At 73.3% G+C, this 26,455-nt stretch carries 26 protein-coding genes and 1 pseudogene; 14 read left to right on the top strand and 13 right to left on the bottom strand.

Annotated elements, in window-relative coordinates:
* Nucleotides 1-14: 14 nt before the first annotated feature.
* Nucleotides 15-887, bottom strand: coding sequence for an MHYT domain-containing protein (locus tag ABTZ58_RS14215; RefSeq protein ID WP_351355146.1), 873 nt, complete (start codon nucleotides 885-887; stop codon nucleotides 15-17).
* Between the two features lie 291 nt (nucleotides 888-1,178).
* Between ABTZ58_RS14215 and ABTZ58_RS14220 the strand changes: the two genes are divergently transcribed.
* Together ABTZ58_RS14220 and ABTZ58_RS14225 are read left to right on the top strand one after the other, a co-directional pair.
* Entirely contained in the window at nucleotides 1,179-2,054 is an 876-nt protein-coding gene (locus ABTZ58_RS14220) for a glycerophosphodiester phosphodiesterase (protein WP_351355149.1), read from the top strand.
* A gap of 149 nt (nucleotides 2,055-2,203) precedes the next feature.
* Complete coding sequence (locus ABTZ58_RS14225) at nucleotides 2,204-2,758, top strand: methylated-DNA--[protein]-cysteine S-methyltransferase (protein WP_351355152.1); 555 nt, start codon at nucleotides 2,204-2,206, stop codon at nucleotides 2,756-2,758.
* Nucleotides 2,759-2,767: 9 nt separating this feature from the next.
* Here ABTZ58_RS14225 and ABTZ58_RS14230 read toward each other — a convergent pair whose 3' ends face one another.
* On the bottom strand, nucleotides 2,768-3,196 hold the full coding sequence (locus tag ABTZ58_RS14230) for a VOC family protein (protein ID WP_351355155.1): 429 nt from the start codon (nucleotides 3,194-3,196) through the stop codon (nucleotides 2,768-2,770).
* Nucleotides 3,197-3,303: 107 nt separating this feature from the next.
* Here ABTZ58_RS14230 and ABTZ58_RS14235 point away from each other — a divergent pair, with 107 nt between their 5' ends.
* Complete coding sequence (locus ABTZ58_RS14235; RefSeq protein ID WP_351355158.1) at nucleotides 3,304-4,212, top strand: pseudouridine-5'-phosphate glycosidase; 909 nt, start codon at nucleotides 3,304-3,306, stop codon at nucleotides 4,210-4,212.
* Nucleotides 4,213-4,529: 317 nt separating this feature from the next.
* Nucleotides 4,530-5,435, top strand: a complete 906-nt coding sequence (locus tag ABTZ58_RS14240; protein WP_351355620.1) for a carbohydrate kinase family protein — start codon at nucleotides 4,530-4,532, stop codon at nucleotides 5,433-5,435.
* A gap of 77 nt (nucleotides 5,436-5,512) precedes the next feature.
* Here ABTZ58_RS14240 and ABTZ58_RS14245 read toward each other — a convergent pair whose 3' ends face one another.
* Nucleotides 5,513-6,304, bottom strand: coding sequence for a methyltransferase domain-containing protein (locus ABTZ58_RS14245; protein ID WP_351355161.1), 792 nt, complete (start codon nucleotides 6,302-6,304; stop codon nucleotides 5,513-5,515).
* A 266-nt stretch (nucleotides 6,305-6,570) separates the two neighbouring features.
* On the opposite strand from ABTZ58_RS14245, the gene ABTZ58_RS14250 reads away from it, so the two are divergent.
* Nucleotides 6,571-7,698 carry a magnesium and cobalt transport protein CorA gene (locus ABTZ58_RS14250; protein WP_351355164.1) on the top strand — a complete coding sequence of 376 codons (1,128 nt, stop codon included), beginning with the start codon at nucleotides 6,571-6,573 and terminating at the stop codon, nucleotides 7,696-7,698.
* Nucleotides 7,699-7,732: 34 nt separating this feature from the next.
* Here the strand turns inward: ABTZ58_RS14250 and ABTZ58_RS14255 are convergent, their stop codons facing one another.
* Together ABTZ58_RS14255 and ABTZ58_RS14260 are read right to left on the bottom strand one after the other, a co-directional pair.
* Complete coding sequence (locus tag ABTZ58_RS14255; RefSeq protein ID WP_351355166.1) at nucleotides 7,733-8,164, bottom strand: CBS domain-containing protein; 432 nt, start codon at nucleotides 8,162-8,164, stop codon at nucleotides 7,733-7,735.
* A 229-nt stretch (nucleotides 8,165-8,393) separates the two neighbouring features.
* Nucleotides 8,394-9,035 carry a nucleoside/nucleotide kinase family protein gene (locus ABTZ58_RS14260; RefSeq protein ID WP_351355169.1) on the bottom strand — a complete coding sequence of 214 codons (642 nt, stop codon included), beginning with the start codon at nucleotides 9,033-9,035 and terminating at the stop codon, nucleotides 8,394-8,396.
* A 138-nt stretch (nucleotides 9,036-9,173) separates the two neighbouring features.
* Between ABTZ58_RS14260 and ABTZ58_RS14265 the strand changes: the two genes are divergently transcribed.
* The 3 genes from ABTZ58_RS14265 to ABTZ58_RS14275 all read left to right on the top strand — a co-directional run bounded on the left by ABTZ58_RS14265 (nucleotide 9,174) and on the right by ABTZ58_RS14275 (nucleotide 12,195).
* Complete coding sequence (locus tag ABTZ58_RS14265) at nucleotides 9,174-9,872, top strand: DUF2293 domain-containing protein (protein WP_351355172.1); 699 nt, start codon at nucleotides 9,174-9,176, stop codon at nucleotides 9,870-9,872.
* Between the two features lie 235 nt (nucleotides 9,873-10,107).
* Complete coding sequence (locus ABTZ58_RS14270) at nucleotides 10,108-10,587, top strand: anthrone oxygenase family protein (RefSeq protein WP_351355175.1); 480 nt, start codon at nucleotides 10,108-10,110, stop codon at nucleotides 10,585-10,587.
* A 117-nt stretch (nucleotides 10,588-10,704) separates the two neighbouring features.
* On the top strand, nucleotides 10,705-12,195 hold the full coding sequence (locus tag ABTZ58_RS14275; RefSeq protein WP_351355178.1) for a glutamate synthase subunit beta: 1,491 nt from the start codon (nucleotides 10,705-10,707) through the stop codon (nucleotides 12,193-12,195).
* Nucleotides 12,196-12,296: 101 nt separating this feature from the next.
* Here ABTZ58_RS14275 and ABTZ58_RS14280 read toward each other — a convergent pair whose 3' ends face one another.
* Complete coding sequence (locus ABTZ58_RS14280; RefSeq protein ID WP_351355181.1) at nucleotides 12,297-12,815, bottom strand: carboxymuconolactone decarboxylase family protein; 519 nt, start codon at nucleotides 12,813-12,815, stop codon at nucleotides 12,297-12,299.
* 47 nt (nucleotides 12,816-12,862) lie between these two features.
* Between ABTZ58_RS14280 and pdxR the strand changes: the two genes are divergently transcribed.
* Entirely contained in the window at nucleotides 12,863-14,275 is a 1,413-nt protein-coding gene (gene pdxR, locus ABTZ58_RS14285; protein ID WP_351355184.1) for a MocR-like pyridoxine biosynthesis transcription factor PdxR, read from the top strand.
* A gap of 23 nt (nucleotides 14,276-14,298) precedes the next feature.
* On the opposite strand, the gene ABTZ58_RS14290 is transcribed toward pdxR, so the two are convergent.
* The 3 genes from ABTZ58_RS14290 to ABTZ58_RS14300 form a co-directional block, all read right to left on the bottom strand.
* Entirely contained in the window at nucleotides 14,299-15,111 is an 813-nt protein-coding gene (locus ABTZ58_RS14290; RefSeq protein WP_351355187.1) for an SAM-dependent methyltransferase, read from the bottom strand.
* 85 nt (nucleotides 15,112-15,196) lie between these two features.
* Nucleotides 15,197-15,451, bottom strand: a complete 255-nt coding sequence (locus tag ABTZ58_RS14295; protein ID WP_030246665.1) for a DUF397 domain-containing protein — start codon at nucleotides 15,449-15,451, stop codon at nucleotides 15,197-15,199.
* On the bottom strand, nucleotides 15,452-16,312 hold the full coding sequence (locus ABTZ58_RS14300) for a Sco1979 family transcriptional regulator (RefSeq protein ID WP_309096971.1): 861 nt from the start codon (nucleotides 16,310-16,312) through the stop codon (nucleotides 15,452-15,454).
* Between the two features lie 240 nt (nucleotides 16,313-16,552).
* Between ABTZ58_RS14300 and ABTZ58_RS14305 the strand changes: the two genes are divergently transcribed.
* The 3 genes from ABTZ58_RS14305 (at nucleotide 16,553) to ABTZ58_RS14315 (ending at nucleotide 19,989) form a co-directional block, all read left to right on the top strand.
* Nucleotides 16,553-17,425, top strand: coding sequence for an ATP-binding protein (locus ABTZ58_RS14305; protein WP_502996068.1), 873 nt, complete (start codon nucleotides 16,553-16,555; stop codon nucleotides 17,423-17,425).
* A complete protein-coding gene (locus ABTZ58_RS14310; protein ID WP_351355195.1) occupies nucleotides 17,422-17,850 on the top strand; it encodes a hypothetical protein in 429 nt (142 codons plus the stop codon). The genes ABTZ58_RS14305 and ABTZ58_RS14310 overlap by 4 nt, the downstream gene beginning before the upstream one ends.
* A gap of 183 nt (nucleotides 17,851-18,033) precedes the next feature.
* Entirely contained in the window at nucleotides 18,034-19,989 is a 1,956-nt protein-coding gene (locus ABTZ58_RS14315) for an ABC transporter ATP-binding protein (RefSeq protein WP_502996069.1), read from the top strand.
* 84 nt (nucleotides 19,990-20,073) lie between these two features.
* On the opposite strand, the gene ABTZ58_RS14320 is transcribed toward ABTZ58_RS14315, so the two are convergent.
* The 3 genes and pseudogenes from ABTZ58_RS14320 to ABTZ58_RS14330 form a co-directional block, all read right to left on the bottom strand.
* Nucleotides 20,074-20,256: a DUF8839 family protein gene (locus ABTZ58_RS14320; RefSeq protein ID WP_309096974.1), complete on the bottom strand. Its 183-nt coding sequence runs from the start codon at nucleotides 20,254-20,256 to the stop codon at nucleotides 20,074-20,076.
* Between the two features lie 158 nt (nucleotides 20,257-20,414).
* A pseudogene (locus ABTZ58_RS14325) lies at nucleotides 20,415-20,668 on the bottom strand (DUF899 family protein); the annotation flags it as partial.
* Nucleotides 20,669-20,733: 65 nt separating this feature from the next.
* A complete protein-coding gene (locus tag ABTZ58_RS14330) occupies nucleotides 20,734-22,098 on the bottom strand; it encodes an amidohydrolase (protein ID WP_351355198.1) in 1,365 nt (454 codons plus the stop codon).
* A 134-nt stretch (nucleotides 22,099-22,232) separates the two neighbouring features.
* On the opposite strand from ABTZ58_RS14330, the gene ABTZ58_RS14335 reads away from it, so the two are divergent.
* A complete protein-coding gene (locus ABTZ58_RS14335; RefSeq protein ID WP_351355201.1) occupies nucleotides 22,233-23,180 on the top strand; it encodes an endonuclease/exonuclease/phosphatase family protein in 948 nt (315 codons plus the stop codon).
* 59 nt (nucleotides 23,181-23,239) lie between these two features.
* Here the strand turns inward: ABTZ58_RS14335 and ABTZ58_RS14340 are convergent, their stop codons facing one another.
* Nucleotides 23,240-25,132 carry an FUSC family protein gene (locus tag ABTZ58_RS14340; protein WP_351355204.1) on the bottom strand — a complete coding sequence of 631 codons (1,893 nt, stop codon included), beginning with the start codon at nucleotides 25,130-25,132 and terminating at the stop codon, nucleotides 23,240-23,242.
* Nucleotides 25,133-25,436: 304 nt separating this feature from the next.
* Here ABTZ58_RS14340 and ABTZ58_RS14345 point away from each other — a divergent pair, with 304 nt between their 5' ends.
* Nucleotides 25,437-26,399 (top strand): expansin EXLX1 family cellulose-binding protein, encoded by a 963-nt coding sequence (locus ABTZ58_RS14345; RefSeq protein ID WP_351355207.1) that lies wholly within the window; start codon nucleotides 25,437-25,439, stop codon nucleotides 26,397-26,399.
* Nucleotides 26,400-26,455 lie beyond the last annotated feature (56 nt).

Genomic DNA, 26,455 nt, shown 5'->3' on the forward strand with positions numbered 1-26,455 from the left:
ACAACCGGCTCTGATCAGCGTTTCTGTGGGGTGCGGGGGCCCTGGTGCCGCACGGGGCGGCGGGGGCGGAACCGCAGGCGGTCCGGGTTGTGGTGGACGGTGTGGTGCGTGCGGGCGGGGATGCCGGGCTTGTGCTCGACGAGGGCGACGGCGGGCTTTCCCATGACCATCAGCGGGTCGAACATCACCACGACGCCCGCGAGCAGGAGGAAGGCGAGGGGGCCGATCAGCATGGGGGCGAGCAGGGTGGCGGGCGACTCTCCCGTGGCGGGCTCGGCCGTGCCGTGGAGGTGGACGTCGAGGGCTGCCATCCCGGTGTAGTGCATGCCGCTGACGGCGAGCCCCATGACGAGGCTGGCGCCGACGCTCCACAGCAGGCCCCGGACCTGGCCGGCCGCCCACAGGGCCGCGGTGGCGGCGCACACGGCGATCACGACGGAGGCGCCGACGGTGAGGGTGTTGTACTCGAACGTCCCGTCCAGGCTCATGCTCGCCATGCCGAGGTAGTGCATCGAGGCGATGCCCAGGCCGGTGATCGTGCCCCCGGTGAACAGGGCCGTTCCGCGGGCGCCCTTGTAGCCGACGATGAAGATCCCGACGCCCACCATCACGATCGCGACGGCCAGGCTCGCGAAGGTCATCGCCTTGTCGTAGTGGATCGGCGTCCCGCGGACCGTGAAGCCCATCATGGCGATGAAGTGCATGGTCCATATGCCGGAGCCGATGGCGGCCGAGCCGAGGGCGAGCCAGCCGGGGCGCCAGGACTGGGCGACGAGCATGGATCTGGTGGTGCAGCGCAGCCCCAGGGCGCCGCCGAGGCAGGCCATGAGGTAGGCGACCAGGGGTGTGACCAGGCCGTAGCTGAATCCGTCGACCGTGCCCTGCATGCGCGGCTGCCCTTCCCGCCCTTTGCGTCCCGGAATACCTGATGTGCGCCCCCTCCCAGGACCGCACGAGCGGTCAGGGTCGACGCAGAGAGTATGACCCCCACCGGAATGGTCGAACGACTTTCCGGCAAAGAAACACGGCCCCGCCCCAGTTGTGCGCTACCAGTGAGCGGAGTTGGGTCACCTCCATTCAACGTGTGGCCATCCTGTACCTCTCCCGCGTTGACCCTCTGCTGTCAGAGTTGAGCTGTCCGTGATGACGCCGATGATCGTTCGACGCGAGGAGTACGCATGCACGCGCGCGCCGTTGCCGCCTCGACCACCGCGCTCCTGGGGACCGCCGCCCTCCTCTTCCCCGTCTCCCCCGCCCGGGCCGCCACCGACGGTGGCGGCCCGCCCCGTGTCATCGCCCACCGGGGTGCCTCCGCGTACGCGCCCGAGAACACGCTGGCCGCGGTGGACAAGGCGGCGGAGCTGGGCATCCGCTGGGTGGAGAACGACGTCCAGCGGACCAGGGACGGCGAGCTGGTCGTGCTCCACGACGACAACCTGCGGCGTACCACGGACGTCGAGGAGGTCTTCCCCGGCCGGGCTCCCTGGAAGGTGAGGGACTTCACCGCAGCGGAGATCGCCCGGCTGGACGCGGGCAGCTGGTTCGGCCCCGCCTACGCGGGCGCGCGCGTGCCGACGCTGGAGCAGTTCGTGCGCCGCGTCGAGTTCCATCACCAGAAGCTGCTGCTGGAGATCAAGAATCCTGAGTTGTATCCGGGCATCGAGCGGCAGACCCTGAAGGTCCTCAGCAACGAGGGCTGGCTCGACCGGTCGCACCGGGCGGGCCGGCTGATCGTGCAGAGCTTCAGTGCGGACAGCGTGCGGACGGTGCACGCGCTGAAGCCCGGGGTGAGGACGGGGCTCCTCGGGACGCCGCCCGTGTCGGACCTGCCGGGCCTGGCCGGCTACGCCGACCAGATCAATCCGTCGCACGGTTCGCTCACGCTGGCGTACGTCTCGTCCGTCCACGCGTTCACGGGACCGCACGGCAGACCGTTGGAGGTCTTCACCTGGACGGTCGACGACGCGGCGACGGCCCGTCGGGTCGCCGCGTACGGCGTCGACGGGATCATCACGAACCGGCCGGACGTGGTCCGGAAGGCCGTTGGGGGGTGAGCGGCTGGGCGGGCGGGTGACCGGCCGCGTCCGCGGGTGACCGGTGGTTTGGTGGTCGCCCGGTCGTCACGGCGGTGATCTGTGTGGTTCGGCGGGTGAGCCGCGGCCGACGGGACGGCGTTGTCGGTGGTGGGTCGTACCGTGGGCGCATGGACAGTCAGGAGCAGCGCGAACAGCGGGTCGTGTGGGCCGTGGTCGGCAGCGCGATCGGTCCGCTGCTGCTGGCCGCGACGAAGGACGGCCTGGTCAACGTCGTGTTCCATGCCACGGACGCGGTGCGGGCCCGGGCGGTCGAGCGGCTGGCGTCGCGGTTCGGCACCGAGCCCGTCGAGGCACCCGGTTCCCCGCTGCTGGCCGAGGCGATACGCCAGGTGGAGGCGTACTTCGCCGGTGTGCGCCGGGACTTCGACCTGCCACTGGACTGGTCGCTGATCTCCGGCTTCAACCGGCAGGTCCTGCGCGCGCTCGCCGCCGGTGTGCCGTACGGCTCGGTCGTGGGGTACGGCGATCTCGCCGGGCGGGTCGGGCAGCCGGGCGCCGCGCAGGCCGTGGGCATGGCGATGGGGGCCAATCCGCTGCCGGTGGTCGTGCCCTGCCACCGGGTCGTCGAGAGCGGCGGCGGCATCGGCGGGTTCGGGGGCGGGCTGGAGACCAAGCGGAAGCTGCTTGCCCTGGAAGGGGTGCTGCCGGAGCCGCTGTTCTGAGGTGGCCCCTCAGTCGTAGTGCCGTGCCTCGAAGACGTTGCCGTCCAGGTCGCGGAAGTAGAAGCTGCGGGTGGCCTTGCCCCGGGCCCCGAAGGAGTCGTACGAGAGGTCCGACACCGGCACCAAGCGTTCCTGGAGACGGCTGAGGAGCGCGTCGAAGTCGCCGCGGGACAGGGACAGGCAGACGTGGTTCACGGGGTGCCCGGCGCTGTCCGCGGCGCCGGGCAGCATCGTCATGCGTGCGGCGAAGGTCAGCGGCATGAGATCGAGGATCGTCTCGTCGTTGACGCGCACGGACGGGAACGGAACCTCGCCTGCGGCGAACTCGGTGAGCCTGAGCGGCTCCATGCCGACGGCCTGCTCGTAGAAGTCGGCGGCGGCGAGCGGGTCGCGCACCCAGAGGACGACGTGGTCGAGACGTGCTGTGTGGTCCGTCATGCACCTCAGGCTCGTGGGGTGTCCGACGGGCCGCAAGGGTTTGGCCCGGTGTGCCGCCCGCCAGAGATGAGGGGAGACCGACTGGCCGACTGACAGGAGGCAGGCGCGTGGTGCTGGTGGTGTCCGAAGAGGTGCGGGAGGCGCTCGACGCGGGTCGGCCCGTGGTGGCGCTGGAGTCCACGATCATCGCCCACGGGCTGCCGCGGCCTCGCAACCTCCAGGTGGCGGTGGAGCTGGAGACGGCCGTGCGGCAGGAGGGCGCGGTGCCCGCGACGATCGCCGTACTCGACGGGCGGCCCCATGTCGGGCTGGACAAGGAGCAGCTGGAGCGGGTCGCGAACGAGGACGGCATCCGCAAGCTGGGCCATCGCGACCTGCCGCTCGCGGTGGCCTCCGGGGCGAGCGGGGCGACGACGGTGTCGGCGACGGCGCTGCTGGCGGCGTTGGCCGGGGTACGGGTGTTCGCGACGGGTGGGCTCGGTGGGGTGCACCGGGAGTGGACGGTGACGCAGGACGAGTCGGCCGACCTGGGCCTGCTCGCCCGGACGCGGATCACGGTGGTGTGTGCCGGGGTGAAGTCGATCCTGGACGTGCCGGCGACCCTGCAGCGGCTGGAGACGCTCGGCGTCGCGGTGGCCGGGTACGGCACGGACCGGTTCCCCGGCTTCTACCTGTCCGACTCGGGGCATCCGGTGGACTGGACGCTGGACACGCCGGAGCAGGTGGCGGACGTCATGCGGGCCCAGGACGCGCTCGCCGGTCCCGAGTCGGCGCTGATCGTCGCCAACCCCGTTCCCGAGGAGGAACAGCTCGATCCGGACCTGCACGCACGCGTGCTCGCGGACGCGCTCCACGCGTGCGAGGCGGAGGGGATCACCGGCCAGGCCGTCACGCCGTTCCTGCTCGACTATCTGGTGCGGCACACCGACGGCGCTTCCCTGAGCGCCAACCTGGCGGCGGTGCGCGGCAATGTCCGCCTGGCGGCGCGGATCGCGGCGGCCCGGGCGCGGGGATGAGCGGGGGCGAGGGCGGGTCCGGGGGTGGTGCCGGAGCGGGCTCCGCCGGGGACGGTGCTGGTTCGATGGGGGATGCCGAAGCGGGCTCCGCATCGGCCGGCGCCGGCCCGATGGGCAGCGTGGGCTCAGCGGACGCCGTGAGCCCGATGGGCAGCGTGGGCTCAGCGAACGCCGTGAGCCCGACAGACGGCGTGAGCCCGACAGGCGGCGTGAGCCCGACGGACAGCGTGGTCCCGATGGGCAGTGCCGCAGCGGGCTCCGCGTCGGCCGGTGCCGGCGCGCGGGAGGGCGCGGGATCGCTGGACGGCGCGGGCTCGATGGAGGCCCGGGCGTTGCTCGTCGTCGGGGACGTCGTCACGGATGTCGTCGCGCGGCATCGGACGCCGCTCGCCGCCGGTACCGACACGGCCGCCGTCATCCGGACGGTGCCGGGCGGTGCGGGCGCGAACGTGGCGTGCTGGGCCGCGCACCAAGGTGCCGCGGACGTGCGGCTGCTCGGGCGGGTCGGAGTGGAGGCGGCTGCCTGGCACCAGCGGGAACTGGCTGCGCAGGGCGTGCGTCCGCGCCTCGTGGTGGACCCGCGGGCACCGACCGGCACGGTGATCTGCCTGGTCGACGAGGGCGCTTCGGCGGAGCGGACGTTCCTCACCGACAGCGGCGCGTCCCTGCGGCTCGAACCCGCCGACTGGTCGGACGCGCTGCTCGACGGCGTGGCCCGGCTCCACCTGTCGGGATATCTCCTGTTCGCGGAATCGAGTCGCGCACTGGCGACCGTGGCCCTGAAGGCGGCACGCACGCGTGGCGTGCCGGTGAGTCTGGACCCTGCCTCGGCCGGGTTCCTGGGACAGCTCGGCGCCGGGCGGTTCCTGGAGCTCGTCGAGGGCGTGGACGTACTGCTGCCCAGCCGGGACGAGGCCTGTCTGCTGACGGGAATCACCGACGCGGCCGACGCGGCGGCCGCGCTGAGCCTGCGCGTTCCACTCGTGGTCGCCAAGCAGGGGTGCGACGGAGCGCTGGTGGCGCGTGCGGGGAGGGTGTGCGCCCGCGTTCCGGCCGTGCCGGCGAGGCCGCGGGACACCACCGGCGCCGGAGACGCCTTCACCGGCGCGTTTCTCGCCGCCCTGCTCGCGGGCGCCGACCCGGAGGCCGCGGCGGCGGAGGGCTGCCGGGCCGGTGCGCGGGCGGTGGAACGGATGGGTGGCCGACCGCCTGTGCCGGAGTGACGGTGCGCCCTGGGTCACTGATGCGACTGGTTGTCCTGGACCTCTGGGTCCTGCTTCGGCCCTCGCGTCCCTGACGGCTACCCCCGGCGCCCCCACGCCGAGATCATGGGCGGGGTCGTCAGATCGAGCGCGCCGGACGTGACGTTCGCGAGGTGCCGGTCGATCTCCTGGTCCGTGGCGAGCCCGGCCGCGACCAGCTGGTCGCGGATCTGGCGGATCGTGACGGACTCCAGGGCCGCGCAGGCCGGAGAGGCGAGGGGGAAGTAGGCGTCGGCGTGGACTCGGGTCAGACCGGCGTCGCGCAGCATGCGGGGCAGGGTGCGGCCGCAGGGCAGTTGCGTGCCGCGGTCGGCGAGCAGCTTGCGGAAACCGCTCCGCAGCCGGTTCGCGAGCTGCTGCTCGGGGCCGGACTCGTCGGGGCACAACAAGGGCTGGAGTCCGGGGTCGGCGTCCTCGACGAGGAGGCGGCCGCCGGGGCACAGGGCCCGGACCATGGACCGCAAGGCCCGCTCCCGGTCGGTGACGTGGACGAGGGCGAGACGGGCGTGCACCAGGTCGAAGCCCTCCCCCGGCGGCTCGTGCGACCCGAGTTCGTGGGCGCGCACCTCGACGGGCGGCCGGGCCGCGGAGGCCAGCCGCGCGGTGTCGGTGTCGGTCGCGACGACGCGTCCGGTCGGGCCGACCTTCTTCGCCAGCCAGGACACCACGGTCGTGCCGGCCCCGACCTCCCAGCAGCGCCAGCCGGATCCGACGCCGAGCGTCTCCAGATGCCGGAACGTCGTCGGGTCGAAGAGGGCGGCGAAGGCGCTGAAGTGCTCGGCCTCCTCGGTCTGCCGGGGGTCGAGAAGGTACCCATCGGTTCGCGTCATGCGCCGATTATCCCAGTTGTCCTACTTATCCCCCAGAACCTGTCCAGCGTGCCTCACAGAACCTCCTCCGCCCGCCCCGCAGAACCACCCGGCGCCGGCAGGCGCCGATGCGTCAGGGCGTCACCCCCGGCGCGCCGTTCGTCCACAGCCGGGAACCAAGCGGAACGGGCCGTTTCCACAGGCTTACCCGCAGCTCATCCGGGCCTGGCAGACTGGCGGGCCAGGGCGCAGGGACGGCGCGAGGGGTTCCACGCAAGGAGATCCGGATGTCCATGGCAGGGAATCTGCGGAAGGTCACGAGCCTCGGCGGGGTCGGCGGCCTGCGCAGGGTGGCTCGGCTGGCCCGGCGGCGTCCGCGCGTCGACCTGAGCCACCCGGCCCGCTCCCCGCTGGGTTCCTCGGTGGTGAACTGCGTGGCGTACCGGGACGGTGTCCGCACCCCCATGCGCGGCGATCTGGTGGACGTGGTGGAGCGGGTGCGCAAGCACCGGGAGGGCTTCGTCTGGCTCGGCCTGCACGAGCCGACCGACCGGGAGTTCGCGGGCATCGCCGAGCTTTTCGACCTGCACCCGCTGGCCGTCGAGGACGCCGTCGAGGCCCATCAGCGCCCCAAGCTGGAGCGCTACGGCGAGACGCTGTTCGCGGTGTTCAAGACGGTCTGCTACGTCGAGCACGAGGAGCTCACGGCCACCAGCGAGGTGGTGGACACCGGTGAGATCATGGTGTTCGTCGGCCACGACTTCGTGATCACGGTGCGGCACGGCCGGCACGGCTCGCTGGGTCCGCTGCGCGAGGAGCTGGAGTCCGACCCGCAGCAGCTCGCCAAGGGCCCTTCCGCGGTGCTGCACGCGATCGCGGACCACGTGGTCGACGACTATCTGACCGTCACGGATTCGGTGCAGCTGGACATCGAGCAGGTCGAGACGGACGTGTTCGCGCAGGACGGCGCGCGGGCCGACCCGGGCCGCATCTACCAGCTCAAGCGTGAACTGCTCGAACTGAAGCGGGCGGTGGTGCCGCTCAGCCGGCCGCTGGAGGATCTCGCCACCCGGCCGATCCGCGTGGTCGACCCCGAGATACAGGCGTACTTCCGCGACGTCTCGGACCACCTGCTGCGGGCGAAGGAGCAGATCGCCGCGTTCGACGAGCTCCTCAACTCCATCCTGCAGGCACATCTCGCGCAGGTCACCGTCGCACAGAACGAGGACATGCGGAAGATCACGGCGTGGGCCGCGATCATCGCCGTGCCGACGATGGTCTGCGGGGTGTACGGCATGAACTTCGACCACATGCCGGAGCTGCACTGGCGGTACGGCTACGGCATGGTCATCGGCGTCATATCCGTGGCGTGTCTGTCGCTGTACCGGATGTTCCGGCGCACCGGCTGGCTCTGACGCGGGCCGTGCCCCACCGCAGGGGCGCGCGGGATCAGGCCGTGGTCGTGTTCCTGGCGTAGACACCCTCGGCGAAGGAGGCGATCTGGTCGTCGGCCAGGCGCCGGGCCAGGTCGGATTCGCTGATCATGCCGACCAGGCGCTTGTCCTGGATCACGGGCAGGCGGCGGATTTGGTGCTCGCGCATCTCGCGCAGCACCTCGCTGACATCGGCGTCCGCGTCGATCCAGCGGGGCGTGCCCTTGGCCATCTCGCCCGCGGTGACCCTGGCGGGGTCGTGACCCAGGGCGACGCAACCGACGACGATGTCGCGGTCGGTGAGGATGCCGCAGAGCCGCTCGTTCTCGTCACTGATGGGCAGGGCGCCGACGTTCAGCTCGCGCATGAGCTCGGCGGCGCGGTCGAGGGTCTCGTGCGCGGGGATCCACTGGACGCCGCGGTGCATGATGTCTCCGGCGGTGGTCATGAAGTACCTCCCTGTGCCGGACGGCCGACGCGGCGCGAGGACGCACCGCGAGTCCCGGCGTCCTTCATTCTCGCCGCGCCACCGGACGCCCGCATACGGAGACCACCTGCGCACAGAGACCACCTGCATACGGGCGGTCTCCGTATACGGAGACCATCCGTCACGGAGACCACCCGCACACGGTGCCGGCCCACGCCCAGCCGCACACCGGAACCACTCACCCCCACCCTCACCCGCTCCAGGCGGGATGGCGCGGGTCGTCGGCCCGGACCAGCACGTCGGCCGTGGCCGCCGGGTCCGTCTCCCGCTCGTAGCGTTCGAAGGCCGGCAGGGTCCAGTGCTCGTCCTCGGGGGTGCGGCGGCGCAGGGCGCCCGGGGACAGGAGGACGTGGACGCTCAGATCGAAGGGGAACCAGTGCCGGAGGAGGAATGGACCGTGCAGCAACAGAAGTCCGTCCGGCGGGAGTTGGACGTAGGCACTGCGGGTGGCCCGGTCGGCGGCCGGGTCCCAGAGGTCCGGCAGGACGCGGCCGTCGCCGCCCGCTTCGAGGGGGCCGAAGACCTCGCGCCACAGGGCGCCGGTGTCGTACCAACCGCTGTAGTAGGCCTCCACGTCCCGGTGGCCGTACTCCAGCCGGACGGAGGCGGGCCGCAGGAAGCCCTCCGTGCCGACGACGAGCGAGGAGCGGCCGCGCACGCGCAGCGCTTCACGGACGCGGTGGGCGAGGTCGCCCGGGTGAGCGGCCGGGGCGCCGTCGAAGGCGATGCGTGGCCAGGGACTGCCGTCGGCGGGCTTCAGGTCGAGCAGGCGCTCGGCGAGCAGGTCGCCGAGCCGGTCCCAGGTGATCGCTTCGAGTCGCACACGGCCCATGATGCGTCAGGCCGCGGCACGGCGTCTGCGAGGTCACGCCACCCGCGCGGGCGGCGGCCTCCCGCAGGGCCTCGGAGACGCACGGGTCGACCGTCGTGGCACGCAGTGCGCGCTGCCGCCGGGGGGAATGAACCCGGTATGGCCGCTCGCGCGATGCTCCCGCACCACCCCGGACTTCTCGTCTTCCAGCCCCTCAAGCGGCGGCAGTGCGCCGAGTGCCGGCAGGGGCCGCTGTCCTTGCTCGTCCTGGAGGACGGTGCCCCGCGCTGCCTCGACTGCGCGGACCTCGGGCACCTGATGTTCCTGCCACGCGGCGACACCGCGCTGACGCGCAGATCGCGGGAGGAGAGCGCGCTGTCGGCGGTGGTGGTGCGGTTCAACCGGCGCAAGAGCCGTTACGAGCGGCAGGGCGTCCTGGTCGAGGAGGCGGCCCTGGCCAGGGCGGAGCAGCGGTGTCTCGCGGACGCCGAGGCGCGACGGCGGCGCCGGGTCCGGGAGGCGCGGCATCGGAAGGCTCAGGACGCCCTGTTCGCGCAGGCGTTCGCCGCGGAGATACTCCGGCTGCTTCCGGGGTGTCCGCCCGGCCGGGCGCGGGCCATCGCCGCGCATGCCTCGGAGCGGGGCAGCGGACGGGTGGGCCGCAGCGCGGCGGGGCGGGCGCTGACCGAGGGTGCGGTGATCCCGGCGGTCGTGGCGTCCGTACGGCATCTGGACACGCCGTACGACCGGCTGCTGATGAGCGGTGTGCCTCGGCACGAGGCGCGGCGGCGGATCGCGGCGGCGGTGGAGACGGTGCTGCGGGGGTGGACGGAGGCGGGGCTCGGTTCCACGGGGTGAGAGGGAAGGAGGCCACGTCGCCCGGACGGCGACAGCCGCCCCGCCCCCGCTCCCCTTCCCATCTCCCCTTCTCCCTTCTCCCTTCTCCGAACGCGGCTGTCCCAGGCAGGGCCCGTGGACGTTGGCGTATGCCCCAGCGCCGCTCGGCGATGGTCACTGGGCTCGTACGGAATTTCACTTGTGGTGGTAGCGGGTACCGGGCCGGATCCCGGCTCGACGGGCGGAAGAGGCTGACATGATCGACGGACCGTTCTTCTGGCTGACCGTGCTGGGTGTGCTCGGGACCGGTCTGGTGGCCGGGGTGTTCTGCGGTTTCTCGACCTTCGTCATGCGGGGCCTCGCCGTGCTGCCGTCCGCGCAGGGGGTCGCCGCGATGAAGGCGATCAACGTGGCCGCGGTGACGCCGCCCTTCATGGCCGTGTTCCTCGGGTCGGCCGTGCTGTGCGCGCTGATCGCCGTGGCGACGTTCGTGCTGTGGCCGGAGGAGGGGACGGTGGAGCTGCTGGTGGGCAGCGCGCTGTACCTGTTCGGCTCGTTCGGGGTCACGATGGTCGCCAACGTGCCGCGCAATAACGCGCTGGCCGCGCTGGAGCCGGGCACGTCGGAGGCGGCGACGTACTGGCCGGCGTACATACGCGAGTGGACGCTGTGGAACCACGTCCGCACGGTGGCCTCGACCGGGGCGGCCCTGGCCTACGTCCTGGCACTCACCTGACGCCTTCCCCCTTGGCCCCCGGCGACAGGCAGCGACAGGCAGGCGGACGTATCGTGACGAGAAGAGTGCCGCCCGACGACGCACGGCCTGTCACCCGCGCACGCAAGGAACACGGCCATGGCCGATCCCAAGGGTTTCCTGACCACGCCCCGCCAGGACTGGCCGCGCCGGCCGGTCGAGGAGCGGGTGCGGGACTGGGACGAGGTCTGCGTCCCGGGGGCACTGCTGCCGATCATCGGCCAACAGGCCGACCGCTGCATGGACTGCGGCATCCCCTTCTGCCACGAAGCCTGCCCGCTGGGGAACCTGATCCCGGAGTGGAACGACCTGGTGTCGCGGGAGGACTGGCGGGCGGCCGTGGAACGGCTGCACGCCACGAACAACTTCCCCGAGTTCACCGGCCGGTTGTGCCCGGCGCCCTGTGAGGCGGGGTGCGTGCTGGCGATCAACCAGCCGGCCGTGACCATCAAGAACGTCGAGTGCGCGATCGCCGACCGGGCCTGGGAGGAGGGCCTCGCGCCGCCGCGGCCGCCGGATCGGCTGTCGGGCAGGACGGTCGCGGTCATCGGTTCGGGACCGACCGGGCTGGCCGCCGCCCAGCAGCTGACCCGGGCCGGGCACACGGTGGCGGTCTACGAGCGGGACGACCGGCCCGGTGGCCTGATGCGGTACGGCATCCCCGCGTTCAAGCTGGAGAAGCACCATCTGGAGCGGCGGCTGGAGCAGATGCGGGCCGAGGGGACCAGGTTCCGCACGTCGACGGCGGTCGGGCGGGACATCAAGGCCGACGAGCTGCGCACCCGCTACGACGCCGTGGTGATCGCGACGGGCGCGACGGCCTGGCGTGAACTGCCGGTGCCGGGGCGTGAGCTGACAGGTGTTCACCAGGCGATGGAGTACCTCCCGCTGTCCAACCGGGTGGGTGAGGGCGATCTGGAGACCTCCCCGCTGTCGGCCGCCGGGAAGCACGTCGTCATCGTCGGCGGTGGCGACACCGGCGCGGACTGCCTGGGCACGGCCGTGCGGGAGGGCGCCGCGTCCGTGACCCAGCTGGACATCTACGCGCTGCCGGAGGCGGAGCGCAACGAGGACACCGAGCCGTGGCCGACCTACCCGATGCGGGTCTACCGGCTGTCCGCCGCGCACGAGGAGGCCCGTGACCTGCGGACCGCCCCGGTCGCGAACGCGGACGCTCGGCTGTTCGCGGCGTCCACCCTGCGCTTCGACGGCGACGCGCAGGGGCATGTCCGCTCGCTGCACCTGGTGGAGGTGGACGAGCGGCGCCGCCCGGTGGACGGCACCGGGCGGACGCTTCCGGCCGACCTCGTACTGCTCGCCCTCGGTTTCTCGGGGCCGGACCGGCAGGACGGCCTCGTCGACCAGCTGGGGCTCGAGCTGGAACCGCGGGGCACGATCGCACGGGACGCCGGGTTCGCCACCAGGGTGCCCGGTGTCTTCGCGGCGGGCGACGCCGCCCGGGGCCAGTCGCTCATCGTCTGGGCGATCGCCGAGGGACGAGCGGTGGCGGCGGCCGTGGACCGTCATCTGACGGGCAGTTCGACGCTGCCGGCGCCGATCGGCCCGTACGACCGGCCGATGGCGGTATGACCACCCTATGACCACCCTCCCTCGGGCCGTACTCGGCGCTCGTCCTGCCCCCACCGCCTCCCCGTACTCAGCGCTCGCCCGCCCCCGCAGCCTTCCCGTACTCAGCGCTCGCCCGCCCCCGCAGCCTTCCCGTACTGGCGCTCGTCCGTCCCCGCCACCTTCCCCGTGGACAGCGCCACGCGGTTCCACGTGTTGATGGTGAGGATCAGGGCGAGCACCTGGGCCAGTTCCCGCTCGTCGAACCGCGCGGCGGCCTCGGCGTAGACGTCGTCCGGGACGCCCGCGCCGGCCACCAGCGTCACCGCCTCCGTGAGGGCGAGGGCCGCCTGCTCCCGCTCGGTGAAGAAGTGCCGGGCCTCGCGCCACACGGCGACCATGTGCAGCCGGTCCTCGCTCTCACCGGCCTTGCGGGCGTCGCTGGTGTGCATGTGGAGGCAGTACGCGCAGCCGTTGAGGTGGGAGGCGCGGATCTGGATCAGTTCGACGAGGGCCGGGTCGAGGCCCTCGCGGGCGGCGGCGTCGAAGGCGACCAGGGCCCGGAAGGCCTTCGGGGCGGCCTTGGCGAACTCCAGACGGGGCGCCTTCACGGGGGTGCTGTTCGTGCTCGTGTTCGTCGTCATGCCGTTCAACCTACGGGCCGGAAAGACCCACGGTAGGGTGCATTTCCGTGGCGGATTCGTGGGTCAATGCGGCGGAGCGGATCGGGTCCGACCTGCATCTGGAGCTGACGGGTCCGGGCGGTCGGCGCGCGGCGCTGATCCGGGCCCTGCGGGAGGCCGTGCGCAGCGGACGGCTGGCTCCGGGCACCCGGCTGCCGTCGTACCGGTCGCTCGCGGCGGACCTCGGCGTGGCCCGCAACACGGTTGCGGACGCGTACGCCGAGCTCGTCGCGGAGGGCTGGCTGACCGCCCGGCAGGGGTCGGGCACACGGGTCGCGGAGCGCGCCGCGCCGCTGCGGCCGGCCGCCCGCGTGCCCCGGCGGGCGCCCGCACGCGCGCGCGGTCCCCGCCACGACCTGACGCAGGGCGCCCCGGACGCCTCGGCCTTTCCGCGCACGGCCTGGCTGGCCTCCTACCGGCGGGCCCTCCAGCAGGCACCCGACGAGGTGTTCGGACCGGGCGACCCGGCAGGCCGGGCCGAACTGCGGGAGGCGCTGACCGAGTACCTCGCACGCGCGCGTGGCGTACGGACCGAGCCGGGCAGGATCGTGATCTGCTCCGGTTTCGCGCACGCGCTGCGGCTGCTGTTCGGCGGGGGCGTCCTGCGTGGGCCGCTCGCGGTGGAGGCGTACGGGCTCGGGTTCCACCGCGAGGTCCTCACCGCCGCCGGCGTGCGGACGGTGCCGCTCCCTCTGGACGAACACGGCGCCCGGGTGGACCGGCTGGGGCGCGAGCGGGCCGTACTGCTCACGCCGGCGCACCAGTTCCCGACCGGCGGCCCCCTGCACCCGGCGCGCCGGACGGCCGTGATCGACTGGGCCCGCGCGCGGGACGGGCTGGTCCTGGAGGACGACTACGACGGGGAGTTCCGCTACGACCGCAAGCCGGTCGGCGCCGTCCAGGGTCTGGACCCGGAGCGGGTGATCCACATCGGCTCGGTCAGCAAGAGCCTGTCCCCGGCGGTGCGGCTGGGCTGGATGGTGCTGCCGGAGCGGTACGTCGGGGCCGTGCGGGCCGCCAAGGGGGACCGGGAGGCGTGGGCGAGCGTCCTCGACCAGTTGTGTCTGGCGGACTTCATCGCGTCGGGGTCGTACGACCGGCACGTGCGGCGGATGCGGCAGCGGTACCGCGGCCGCCGGGACCGGCTGGTCGCGGCGCTCGCCGAGCACGCGCCGCACGTCGAGGTCACCGGTGTCGCGGCGGGGCTGCACGCGGTGCTGCGGCTGCCGCCCGGCACCGAGGCGTCCGTGGTCAAGGCCGCCGCCTGGCAGGGCATCGCGCTCGACGGCCTCGCCGCGTTCCGGCATCCGGAGACGGACATGCCGGTGGGCGACGGGCTCGTCGTGGGGTACGCGACCCCCTCCGAGCACGCCTACGGGCCGGCCCTGGAGGCGCTGTGCGGTGCGCTGCCGCCGCCCTGACCGGCCCGTGGAGTTTGGGGAGACTACGGCTTGCGGGCCACCGCCCCGTACCCCGGGATCACCCCGTCGTCCTGCCCGGGCACCGGCTCGCCCAGCTCGGGGTGCCAATGGTGCGGCACCTCCACGCCGGGCTCGACGAGGTCCAGGCCGTCGAAGAAGCGGGTGAACTCCGCGCGGGAGCGCAGGGCCAGGGTGACACCGGCGGCACGCATCTTCTCGGTGGCCGCCTTCGACTCCTCCGGGGTGAAGTCGGCGGTGGCGTGGGTGATCACCAGGTAGCTGCCGGAGGGCAGTTCGGCGAGCAGCCGGCCGACCAGGTCGTGCGCGCCGTCCTCGTCGGAGACGAAGTGCAGCAGCGCGATGAGCGACAGCGCGACGGGCCGGGTGAAGTCCAGGACCTTCCGCGCGCCCTCCAGGATGGCGTCCGGATCGCGCACGTCGGCCTGGAGGTACTCGGTCACCCCCTCGTCCGTGCCGCGCAGCAGGGCCGCCGCGTGGGCCAGCACGATGGGGTCGTTGTCGCAGTAGACGACCCGCGCGTCGGGGGCGATCTCCTGGGCGACCTGGTGGAGGTTGGGCTCGGTCGGTATGCCGGTGCCGATGTCGAGGAACTGGCGTACGCCGTTCTGGGCCAGCCAGCGCGTGGTCCGGTGCATGAACGCGCGGTTGACGCGCGCCATCACCGGCACCCTCGGGTCGAGGGTGAGCATCTGCCGGCCCATCTCCTCGTCGACCGGATAGTTGTCCTTGCCGCCGAGGTACCAGTCGTACATCCGCGCGGGGTGGGGTCTGGTCGTGTCGATCCTGACGGCCGACGTGGGGTCCTGCCCGGTCATGAGGCACTCCATAAGGCACAGAGGGGGGTGGTCACTTCAGCACCAGCGATAAAAAGGCAGTCGAGCATGAGCAACAGGGAGCACGTCAGGACAGCAGGAAGTCCGCCTCTCCCGCCTTCGCCCCTTCGATGAAGGCGGTCATCTCGGCGGTGGTGTAGATCAACGCCGGCCCGTCCGGGTCGGTGGACTGACGGACGGCGATCCGGCCGTCGGCGAGCTTCATCGCCTCCAGGCAGTTGCCTCCGTTGCCGCCGCTCCACGGCTTGTGCCAGCCTTCGCTGCCCAAGTCGCGCGCGGGCATGCCGTTGTAGACGTGTTTGCGCGGCTTGATGCGATCCATTCACAGCTCCTTGCGGAGATCCCGGAGGATCTCCTTCGTGCGATGTGCCGTGGCGGCCTGCGCCGCCATGCGGTCCATGACCTCCAGGTGGGTCGCCACCTCGGCGCGCGCGTCCAGGTAGACCGCGCCGGTCAGGTACTCGCTGTAGACCATGTCCGGCAGTTCGGGCATGGCGAATCGGAACAGCACGAACGGTCCGTACGTGCCCGGGTGCGGCCCGGCCGCGAAGGGAGCGATCTGCAGCGTCACGTTCGGCAGCGCGGTCGCCTCCAGCAGTCGGTCGATCTGGGCGCGCATCACCTCCGGGCCGCCGACCGGGCGCCGTAGCGCGGTTTCGTCCATGACGACCCACAGCCGGGGCGCGTCCTCGCGGGTGAGCAGCTTCTGGCGCTGCATGCGCAGGGCGACGTGGCGTTCGATGTCCTCCGGCCGGGTCTGGCCGATGGCGCCCGAGCGCAGCACCCCGCGCGCGTAGTCCTCGGTCTGCAGCAGTCCGGGGACGAAATGGGGTTCGTAGCTGCGGATGACGCCGGCCGCGCCCTCCAGGCTCACGTACATCGAGAACCAGCCGGGCAGGATGTCGTGGAAACGCTGCCACCAGCCGGGCTTGTTCGCTTCCTCGGCCAGCTGGACGAAGGCCTCGGCCTCCTCGTCGGAGATTCCGTAGGCCTTGAGGAGCAGTTGCAGATACGGGATTTTGAGCCCGACCTCGGCCATCTCCATACGGCGGACCGTGGCGGGGGCGACGCGCAGGATGCGGGCGGCCTCCTCGCGCTTCATTCCGGCGCGTTCACGCAGGTCCAACAGGCGCCGGCCGAGAACGACCTGGCCGACCGTCGGCGCGGACCGCGGTTCACTCACGCTCCACCTCCACGAAGAGTTCTGACGAGCCGGCCACAGAAGAACGCTGACAGCCCTGCGGCGCCATTCGAAGACCTTTTCGAAGTGCCGATCCGAACAAACGCCTAGAACAACATCTAGAACAACGTCTCGAACGAACCTTCGACGATCCCAACTGGCGCCGCGCGGGGTGCTGTTGCGAGCAGTGTGCCACGCCCTTCCAGACCGTCACACCGCACTCTGCAATTTTCAGAGTGACACTTGCCAAGTGTTCACGGCACGGCGATAGTGGCAAGCGTGATTCCGTCCGCGCCCTTAGGAACAGACGCCGCCGCAGGCCCCCTCGGGCCTGGCGCCGCCGCGGGAGCAGGCCCCCTCGGGCCGGCTGCCGGGCGCCGGTTCCGTTTCGAGCTGGCCGCACATCCGGGTTCTCCCGCCCAGGCCAGACGCCTGACGCGAGCCCGGCTGACCGGCTGGTCGGTGTGCGAGGACACCTGCGACAGCGCGGCCCTGGTGGTCTCCGAGCTGGTCACCAACGCCATCGTGCACACGGCGAGCACGCACATAGTGTGCGAGCTGCACGACGGTGACGACCTGGTGCGGATAGCCGTGCGTGACGAGGGCTGCGCCCCGGGCCAGCCCCACGCCGCCGGCCGGACCCGGCCCGAGGAGGAGCACGGAAGGGGACTGCTTCTCGTCGACGCCCTGTGCCATGCCTGGGGCGCTCATGAGCACGGGCCCGGGCTGCTGGTCTGGGCCGAGCTGCCGCGCACGACGGACACCCCGCACGATTCCGCCGCGGCCTTCGACGACCCGGACTGGGGCGGGATTCTGGACGACCCGGAGCTCGAGGCCCCCGGCGCCGGGACGGGCCACCCCACCGCCCCGGGCCCGGACGAACCCCGCGACGACCTCGGCTGGGGCGCCCGACCCAAGCGCGGTCCCTCCGACGACCGGGGGGACGAACCGGACGACGGCGAGAACACCCACCAGGCCCGGCACCGGGCACGACAGCACACACGGCACCAGGGACCGCGCCCGGCACAGCACCGGGCAGCGCACTCGCCCCGCCCCGTCGATGCCGCCCCGGAGGTCCCCCCGCAGGAGCGACGCCGAGAACGGGGACCGGCATGAGGCCCGGCGGCCGGGTGCTGCACCTGGACACCCTGGCCCGCCTCCGGCGCGCGCAGCGCACGCCGCTGCCGGTCCTGCGCCTGCCCGTGCCCGAGGGCATGACCATCCCGCTGGGCTGCGACGCCGTGGCGATGCCCGCTCACTACGGTCCGTCGGTCATGTCCCGCCTGCCCCGCCCGGGCTGTGTCTACGCCGACGCCGCGCACTGGTGGTGGCTGGTGCCGGCCGACTCCGACCACGCCCTGGAGTGGCCGGCCCCGGCGCGGTACACCGCCGGAGCGGTCGTCCCGGACGTCCCGGAGCTGCCCGAGCTGATCCACCGACCGGACGGCACGCTCCCGTACACCCCGCCGATCCCGCTGTACCTGACCCTGTGCCGCGTGACGGGAACGGCCCCGGCCTGGTCGCGGCCGGTCAGCGCGTAGTCACGCCCCACCCGCGGTACCCGCCCCCGCGCCGTAACGGGCCTCCCCGCCTCATGTCGTGCGCCCGCGCGCATCCGACGCCCCGGGCTGCGCCCTGCCCCGGTCGGCTCCGTCCCGCGATAGTGGCCGCTCACGAGCCGGGACGAACCGGGGCGGCGGCACGAGCGGGGAGGTCGGTCGACGGTGGCGAAGAAGCGGACCGCGCCGGAGGTGTCCGAGTCGGAGCGGCTGCTCTTCGGCGGGCCGCTCCGCTACGACATGGGCTGGAACCAGCACGCCGACGCGTTCCTCGAACTGAACTTCCGCGCCATGATCACCCGGCTGCCGTCCCTGCTGGCGTCCAGCCTCCGGCTCGCCCGGCAGGCCGACCGGAACGCCGCGCGGATCGTGCTGGCCGCCGAGGCGGGCCGGGGTGTGGCGCAGGCCGTGAGCCTGCTCGCCGTCAACAGCGTGCTGGCCCGGCTGATGGGCGGCGGCCCCATCGAGGACCGGCTGCGCGACGCCGTCCCGGCGCTGGTCACGGTGGCCGCCGTGATGATGCTGGCGGCCCTGCTGCGGGCCGCCAGCACGTACGCCACCGGCCGCCTGGAGCCCAAGGTGGAGCGGGTCGCGACCGAGCGGTACCTGGAGCGGGCCGCTGCCGTGGAACTGGCCGCCATCGAGGATCACGCCTTCCACAAACTGCTGGACACCGCGCAGTACGGGGCCGCCTCTGCCCGCCGGATGATCTCGTACGGGACGCGCGTGATCAACGCGATGATCTCGCTGGTCGCCGCCGCCGGCGTGCTGACCGTGCTGCACCCGGCCCTGCTGCCGCTGCTGATCACGATGGTGCTGCCGAGCGCCTGGAGCGCCCTGACCGTCGCCCGGCGGCGCTACGAGTCCTTCCACGCCTGGGTGCAGCACGCCCGGGCCGGCCGGCTGCTGGGCAACCTGCTGATCGAGCCGGAGGCCGCCCCCGAGATCCGGGTGCACGGGGTGGGCGCGTTCCTGCTGCGGCACTTCCGCGCGATGTCGGAGACGGCGGAGGCCGAACAGGCCCGTCTCGCCCGGCTCGCGGCCCGCACCGGCCTGATCGCGGCGGCCTGGACCGGCCTGGCGACGGTGGCGACGTACGCGACGCTCGGCGCGCTGCTGCTCGCCGGGGCGATGGCCCTGTCCGTGGCGGGCACGGCCGTGATCGCCATCCGCACCGGCTCGCAGAGCCTCGACACGCTCGTGGTGGAGGTCAACGCGCTGCACGAGGAGGCGCTCTTCGTCGGTGACCTGCACCGGCTGTACTCGGAGGCGGCGCAGCGGGCGATCCCGGCGGGGGGCCGGGCGCTGCCGGAGGACCCGCGCGAGATCCGCTTCGAGAACGTCACGTTCCGCTACCCGGGGGACTCGGCCCGTCCCGCCCTCGACGACGTCACGCTCACCCTGCCGCTGGGCCGGATCGTGGCTCTGGTCGGGGAGAACGGCTCCGGCAAGACCACCCTGGTGAAGCTGCTCGCCGGGCTGTACACGCCGGAGAAGGGGCGGATCCTCTGGGACGACGTGGACGCGGCGACCGCCGACCGGCACCGGCTGGCCGAGCGGATCGCGATGGTCGCGCAGGACTTCAAGAGGTGGCCGTTCACGGCCCGGGTGAACGTCGCCCTGGGGCGGCCGTCGGCACCCGTCTGCGAGGAGCGGCTGGCGGAGTCGGTCGCCGAGGCCGGGGCCGAGGCCGTGATCGCGGATCTGCCGCGCGGGCTGGACACGCTGCTGGCCCGCAACTTCTCCGGCGGGCACGAACTCTCCGGCGGTCAGTGGCAGCGGCTGGGCATCGCCCGGGCGGCCTACCGCAGGGGCCGCATCCTGATCGTGGACGAGCCGACGGCGGCCCTGGACGCCCGGGCCGAGCTGGAGGTCTTCGAGCGGATCCGCGCCCTGGCCGACAGCGGCCAGACGGTCGTGCTGATCACGCACCGGCTGGCGTCCGTACGCCACGCGGACCTGGTGCACGTCCTGGACCAGGGGCGGCTCGTGGAGTCCGGGACGCCGGACGAGCTGCTGGCGACCGGCGGGCTCTACGCCGAGCTGTACGCGCTCCAGGCGGAGCAGTTCGCCGCGTCACCCCCGCCGGCCGGGAAGGTGCCGGCGCCGAGGACGGGCTGACGACGGGCCGCGGGCTGACGACGGGCCGCGGGCTGAGGGCGGGCCGCGGGCTGAGGGACGTGCGGCGGCGGCCGAGGGCTTGGGTCAGGCGGTGGCGTCGGCGCCGTCCCCGCTGCGCACGATGACCAGGAACATGTCCGATGCCAGATCCATGACGACCTCGGCGGGCAGGCCTTCCAGACGCCGCGCCTGCGCGAACTCCTCCGCCGGCCAGGAGCCACGCGGCCCGCCTGCGGGAAAGCTCTCGAGCACCGTTCGTCCGTTCACCACCCTGCACCTCCATGTAGCGCTGTACTCGTAGAGTTAAACGCCAACCATGGGGTGAACGGCTCGCGAAGTGACGGTTCTGAGACGTAGTTGACACGCGTTCACCGTCAAGTGTGAGCAGACTCTCAGCCGCTTGGCTGATTTCCTCACTGTGGGTGTCAGTCGTCGTACTCGTCGTGACAGCTGACGCGCTCACTTCCCGCAGGCGCCCCGAGAGCCGACGCGCGCCCCTTGGGTTCCTCCCACTCCTCCTGCCGCCCAGCGCGGTGAGGTCCAGCAGGCCGGTGGTCGAACCGAGGCCGTCGAGGCCGCGCCCGTACGTCGAGTACGTGTGGAACACGCGGTCACGGTCCCGCGGGAAGCAGCTCAGGCCGGGCCGCTCCACGAGCTCGCCCTCGCGTTCGAGCGTCACGCGGCATCCGGCGTCCCAGATCTCCGGACGAATCGTCCCGCAAGGCTCCCCGTCGCCCCTCGGGCTCAGGTGTCGTACTCCTGGATGCGCCGGCCGTGGCTGCGGTCGACGAGCGCGGGCAGCCGCTCCTCCAGTTCCTGTACGACCGACGGCACGTCGATGCTCAGCAGCTCGCGGTCGCGCATCAGGATCCGCCCGTCGACGATGGTGGTGCGCACGTCCGCGGAGCGGGCGCTGTGCACGAGGGTGGCGGCGAGGTCGTGGACCGGCCGGGTGTGCGGACCGGTGAGGTCGACCAGGATGATGTCGGCCCGGCGGCCGGGCGCGATGCTGCCCACCCCGTCCCCCAGCCCCACGGCCCGGGCGCTCTGCAGGGTGGCGTGGTGCAGGGCCTGGCGGGAGGTCAGCCAGCGCGGGTCGCCCTCGGCCGACTTCTGGACCAGCGAGGTGAGGGCCATGGACTCCCACACGTCGAGGGAGTTGTTGGAGGCGGCGCCGTCGGTGGCGAGTCCCACGTCGACGCCGATGGCGCGCAGGGCGCGGACGGGTGTGGTGCCGGGCCAGGCGAACTTGAGGTACCCGCGGGGGGCGCTTGCGACGGCCGTACGTCCCGCCGCCCGCTCCAGCAGGGGCAGGTCGCGGTCGGTGATGCCGGTGCCGTGGGCGAGGAGCAGGTCCGTGTCGAGGACGCCGGTGCGGTGCAGCACCTCGATCGGGGTGACGCCGTGGCGGGCGAGACTGGTCTCCGTCTGGTCCCGGTTCTCGGCGGCGTGCAGATGCACCGGCAGACCGTGCTCGCGCGCGAGGTCCGCCGTGGCGGCGAGGTCGGTGTCGTCGACCGTGTAAGGGGCGTGGGGCGCGAGGGCGGTGGTGACGCGCCCGCCGGCCGAACCGCGCCGGCGCAGCGCGAAGTCCAGGGAGCGCTCGCGGCCTTCGGGCCCCTGGGAGGAGAAGAAGGCCTGGCCCAGCAGCGCCCGCATGCCGCACTCGGCGACCACGTCCGCCACCGCGTCCATCGCGAAGTAGTGGTCGGCGAAGCAGGTGACGCCGGCGCGGATCATCTCGGCGCAGGCGAGCCGCGCCCCCAACTCGACGTCCCTGTCGGTGAGGTTGGACTCCACCGGCCAGACGACGCCGTTGAACCACTCCTCGGTGGGCAGGTCCTCGGCGAGGCCGCGCAGCGCCACCATCGGCGCGTGCGTGTGACAGTTGATCAAGCCCGGCAGAGCCACCTGGCCGCGGGCGTCGACGCGCTCGGCGGCGGGCAGGGCGGCGACCGCCCCGGTGCCGGTGACCGCCTCGACGATCCCGTCCCGTACGACGATCGCGGCGTCCTCCCGGAACCCGATCCGCTCTTGATCGTCGTGCACGAGGACCGTACACGCGCTGATGATGAGCTCGGCGGGACTGTCCGCGGCAGAAGGCGTCATCACGCCAACGTACGACGAGGTCGTAGGGCGGTATGAGCCGAACCGCACATCCTGCCGCGGCTCTGTCGCGGGACGGGCCGGGCGAGCACCCTGGCCTCACCACCCCGCCTGTCGGCTTCGGAAAGGAGCCCGGCATGCTCCTCGGCACCTGGAACCTGGAGAACCTCTACCGGCCCGGCGGCCCGTACGGCCCGCGGGACGAGGCCGCGTACGAGACGAAGCTCGCCGCTCTCGCCGCCGTGGTCACCCAACTGGACCCGGTCCTGCTCGGCGTGCAGGAGGTCGGGGATCCCGAGGCCCTGAAGGACCTGGCCGGGATGCTCGGCGACGACTGGCACGTGACCCTGTCCGAGCACGCGGACGGCCGGGGCATACGGGTCGGGTTCCTCAGCCGTGCGGAGCCGACGGTGCTGGCCGACACCGCCGGGTTCCCGGCGCGGCTGCGGCCCGTCCAGGCGGACGACTCCGGGGCGACGGTGGCCGCGGCGGGGCGCGGCGTGCTCGCGGTGGAGGTCGGGGACGAGCCCCTGCGGGTGGCCGTCTGCCACCTGAAGTCGAAGCTGCTGTCGTATCCCGACGGCCGGTTCCACCCCCGTGACGAGGGCGAACGCGCCCGCTACGGCGCCTACGCGCTGTACCGGCGGGCGGCGGAGGCGACCGCCCTGCGCGCCCTGGCGGACGAGTTGCTCGACGGTGACGGGCGGGGCAGGGACGTGGCGGTACTGGGCGACCTGAACGACGAGGTGCAGGCCGCGACCACGCAGATCCTTCTCGGCCCGCCCGGCTCGGAGATCGGCACGCCGGGCCACGACAGGCCGGACCGGGGCGACGCGGCCCGCCTGTGGGACGTGGCCCCGCTCATCCCGGCCAAGCAGCGCTGGTCCCGCGTCAGCTCCGGGCGCCCGGAGCTGATCGACCACGTGCTGCTGAGCCACCGCCTGGTGCGCCGGGCGTCGGCGGCGGGCACGGGTCTGCCCGGTGAGGGGCCACCGGCTCTGCCCTCGGTCGGCCCCGACCCCGGGGAGCGGCGGGGCGCGCCCGGCTCGGATCACGCACCGGTGTGGGTGCGGATCGACGGGTGAGGCCGCAGCGGGGCGAGCACGACAGCACCCACGGCATCTCCCACGACAGCACCCAGGCATCACCCCGCGAGGGACGTTCGGGGCGGGCGCAGCCCCAACCGCTGCGCCGGTGCGGCGAGCTCGGTGAGGACGGCGGCCAGCCGTTCCCGGTGGCGGGGCCCGATCCGGCCCGTGTCGTCGAGGTGCACCGCGCAGGCGGTCGTCGTGTCGACGAGTTGTTCGAGGAGACCGGCCACCTCGTCCGCGCCCTCGGTGTGCCGGGCGAGGGCGGGCAGTTCGTGGGCGGCCAGGGAGACGGCCGTGCGGGCCTCCGCGAGGGTGCGGTACGCCTCACGGCGCAGGGTCCAGCGGGTGACGCGGTGGCCGGAGGGGACGCCGGCGCTGCCGATGCGCGGGGCGTCGGCCTCGTCGAGGACGTGGTCGAGGTAGGCGTACGCGGCCTCGCTCGCCGCCGCGAGCCGGGCGCGTACTCCCCCACCGCGCTGCCCGGGCATCGGCAGGTGGCCGACGATCAGCACGATGGCGCAGGCCAGCAGTGTCTCGCCGATCCGGCCCGCGGAGGCCTGCGGTTCGCCGCCGACCATGACGAGGGCCAGGACGAGCACCGTGACGACGGCCGTCTGGGCGGCGAAGTGCCGGGTGGCGACGGGGATCAGCGCACCGCTGAGGGCGACGAGCGCGATCAGTCCCCCGGGCCGGGGCAGGACCGCGGCGAACCCGGCGAAGAGGAGCGCGCCGAGTACGGTGCCGGCGGCCCGGTTCAGCACGCGTGAGGCCAGCGGTCCCAGGTCGGGCTTGACGAGGAAGACGGCGGTGGCGGGCAGCCAGTACCAGTGCTCGTGCTGCCCGTACCACCGGCTCTGGTGCAGGGCCTGCGCGACGGCCGCGGCGGCCCCGAAGCAGAGGGCGACGCGCAGCCCGTACTCGCGTCCGGCGCCTCCGAAGGCGGCGCGCAACCGGTCCCCCGCGCTACGGGGCCGGGTGTGCAGGTCCCCGCCCCGGCCCTGGTCGAACACCTCGGCGGCGTGCAGCAGGGCGTCGTCGAGGGCGCGCAGCGCGGGCGCCGAGCGGGAGGGGGCGGGCAGGGGGCCGGTGTGGGTGTTGCCGCGTACGGCGGCGGCGAGTCGCCTGGGGCCTTCCGAGGCCCGCCCGGACACGGTCTCCTCCGCCCAGGCCAGCGCGGTGGCGGCCTCGGCGAGGGGCAGGGCGGCGGCGTACTGCGCGTGCAGCCGCCGCTCGGCGGAGGAGGAGGCGTAGCGCCGCAGCCGGGGTCCGGCCAGGGCGTCCTGGGCGTGGTCGAGGGCGGCGGTGAGCGCGGCCCGGCGGCGGATGGCGTCCGGTCCGCCGGCGGCGTCGAGGAGTTCGGCGACGGCGTCGTACACCCCGGCCACCGCTTCCCGCTCCCCGTCGAACCGGAAGTCCCCGGCGAGTGATCCGGGGGTGGGCAGCGCCAGCCGGAGGAGGAGCAGCCAGCCGGCGCCGGCGAGGAAGGCCAGCGCGCGTTCCCAGCCCGGCTCGGGCAGCGGCATGCCGGCCCCGACCGCGGTGCCGACGAGCAGTTGCGTGCCGGTGGCGGACGCGACGGGCCCCACCGCGCTGATCCCCCCGCCGACCAGGCCGACGACGGCGAACAGGGCGGAGAGCACGGCCGCGCCGGTCTCCTGCCCGGCGTACGTGCCCACGACCAGTCCCAGGGCGCCGCCGAGCGCGGGCACCCCGAGCCGCTTGACCGAGGCGCGCCGGCTCCCGGGCCGGTCGTTGATCCCGGCGAGCATGGCGGCGATGGCCGCGACGACGCCGAGGGAGGTGTGCCCGGCCGCGACGGCCACCAGGAGCAGCGGCCCGGCCGACAGGAGCCCCCGCGTGACCGCGCTCCAGGGAACCGGGCCCCGCTGAGCGCGCAGGGCGTGCGCGAGCCAGGGCGGAAGGTGCGGGACGGGGCGGCGGGGCACGGGGCTCCTGTCGTCTGGCCGGAGGCAGGGGTGGGCCTTCGGGCGACGGTGGCCGGGGCGTGGTGTGGTCTCCACGGTAGGCGGGGTTCCTTGAGTAAAGGTTTCCGGAACGTGACGGAGGGCTTCGACAGCCGCGTTCTTTATGTACGCAATCGACGTACTCGACCGACGTACGCGATCGACGTACTCAATCGAGGCACGCCGTCGGCGGCCGCCCCGCGGCAACCTTCACGGGCCCGGCGGCCACTGACGAGTCGGAAGCGCGCGTTCTCCCGAACCACGCAAGGACTCGAAGGACTCATCCGTGGCATCCGCATCCCACCGCCGTCCCCGTCCCCCGCGCCAGCGGCGCACGGCACTAATCTCCGCTGTCGTCGTGGCAGCCGTCGGACTCCTCCTCTCCCTCGTGTTCGCGCTCCGCCCCGGCGGCGCGCCGGACACCGTGCGCACGACGGCCGGCCCCGGCGAGCACGGCGGCCCGCGCGCCACCCCCACGGCCGGGAAGGCGACGCCGGCCCCGAAGGCGAAGCCGGAGCCCTCCGGGGCGTCCCCCACCCGGGCCCGCACGCCGACCGCCACGCCGGCGCGCCCCTCGCCCACCCCCACGCCCCGGACTTCGGCGCGGCCGGCGTCCGGCACGGCGCCGCTCGCGGGCCGCGTGAGACCCGGGGTCACTTACCAGGGCATCGCCACGCACTACGACGCCGCGGACGGTGACGGTGCCTGCTCGTACGGTCCGAGCCCCGACCTGATGGTCGCTGCGATGAACCACACCGACTACGAGACGTCCGCTGCGTGCGGGGCGTACCTCCGGGTCCGCGCGGCGAGCGGCGCGTCCGTCACGGTCCGGGTCACCAACGAGTGCCCGCTGCCCTGCGCCCCCGGGCAGCTGGACCTCGGCAAGGAGGCGTTCGCGAAACTCGCCGGCCTGTCCGCGGGCCGGATACCGATCAGCTGGAGCCTGCTGAGCCCCACCACGTCCGACACGATCTCGGTCCGCTACAAGACCGGCTCCAGCCGCCACTGGTGCGGCATCCAGGCCCTCGGGCACCGCAACCCCCTGGCCCGTCTGGAGGTCCGCAAGGGCGGCGGCTGGCAGCGGCTGAAGCGCACCGAGTACAACTACTTCCTCTCCCCGGACGGCACCGGCTGCGGCGGCCCCCTCAGGCTTACCGACATCCACGGCGAACGACTCACCGTCGACGGCGTCCCCGTACGCCCGGACGTGGTGCAGCCGACCCGCGTCCAGTTCACGCGGGTCACGTGACGGTGTCGTCCGCTCCGGCGGGGGCGCGGTGAACCGAAATGGGGGTGCGGGCGGGC

Source organism: Streptomyces sp. NPDC094143, assembly GCF_040303825.1.
GTDB lineage: Bacteria > Actinomycetota > Actinomycetes > Streptomycetales > Streptomycetaceae > Streptomyces.

Coding starts and splice junctions, on each gene's coding strand:
- ABTZ58_RS14220 (WP_351355149.1), top strand. CDS start 1,179: ATGCACGCGCGCGCCGTTGCCGCCTCGACCACCGCGCTCCTGGGGACC.
- ABTZ58_RS14255 (WP_351355166.1), bottom strand. CDS start 8,164: ATGACCACCGCCGGAGACATCATGCACCGCGGCGTCCAGTGGATCCCC.
- ABTZ58_RS14295 (WP_030246665.1), bottom strand. CDS start 15,451: ATGGATCGCATCAAGCCGCGCAAACACGTCTACAACGGCATGCCCGCG.
- ABTZ58_RS14245 (WP_351355161.1), bottom strand. CDS start 6,304: ATGACGCGAACCGATGGGTACCTTCTCGACCCCCGGCAGACCGAGGAG.
- ABTZ58_RS14335 (WP_351355201.1), top strand. CDS start 22,233: ATGCTCCTCGGCACCTGGAACCTGGAGAACCTCTACCGGCCCGGCGGC.
- ABTZ58_RS14215 (WP_351355146.1), bottom strand. CDS start 887: ATGCAGGGCACGGTCGACGGATTCAGCTACGGCCTGGTCACACCCCTG.
- ABTZ58_RS14260 (WP_351355169.1), bottom strand. CDS start 9,035: ATGGGCCGTGTGCGACTCGAAGCGATCACCTGGGACCGGCTCGGCGAC.
- ABTZ58_RS14280 (WP_351355181.1), bottom strand. CDS start 12,815: ATGACGACGAACACGAGCACGAACAGCACCCCCGTGAAGGCGCCCCGT.
- ABTZ58_RS14265 (WP_351355172.1), top strand. CDS start 9,174: ATGGCCGCTCGCGCGATGCTCCCGCACCACCCCGGACTTCTCGTCTTC.
- ABTZ58_RS14270 (WP_351355175.1), top strand. CDS start 10,108: ATGATCGACGGACCGTTCTTCTGGCTGACCGTGCTGGGTGTGCTCGGG.
- ABTZ58_RS14230 (WP_351355155.1), bottom strand. CDS start 3,196: ATGACGGACCACACAGCACGTCTCGACCACGTCGTCCTCTGGGTGCGC.
- ABTZ58_RS14250 (WP_351355164.1), top strand. CDS start 6,571: ATGTCCATGGCAGGGAATCTGCGGAAGGTCACGAGCCTCGGCGGGGTC.
- ABTZ58_RS14290 (WP_351355187.1), bottom strand. CDS start 15,111: ATGACCGGGCAGGACCCCACGTCGGCCGTCAGGATCGACACGACCAGA.
- ABTZ58_RS14240 (WP_351355620.1), top strand. CDS start 4,530: ATGGAGGCCCGGGCGTTGCTCGTCGTCGGGGACGTCGTCACGGATGTC.
- ABTZ58_RS14225 (WP_351355152.1), top strand. CDS start 2,204: ATGGACAGTCAGGAGCAGCGCGAACAGCGGGTCGTGTGGGCCGTGGTC.
- ABTZ58_RS14330 (WP_351355198.1), bottom strand. CDS start 22,098: ATGACGCCTTCTGCCGCGGACAGTCCCGCCGAGCTCATCATCAGCGCG.
- ABTZ58_RS14310 (WP_351355195.1), top strand. CDS start 17,422: ATGAGGCCCGGCGGCCGGGTGCTGCACCTGGACACCCTGGCCCGCCTC.
- ABTZ58_RS14275 (WP_351355178.1), top strand. CDS start 10,705: ATGGCCGATCCCAAGGGTTTCCTGACCACGCCCCGCCAGGACTGGCCG.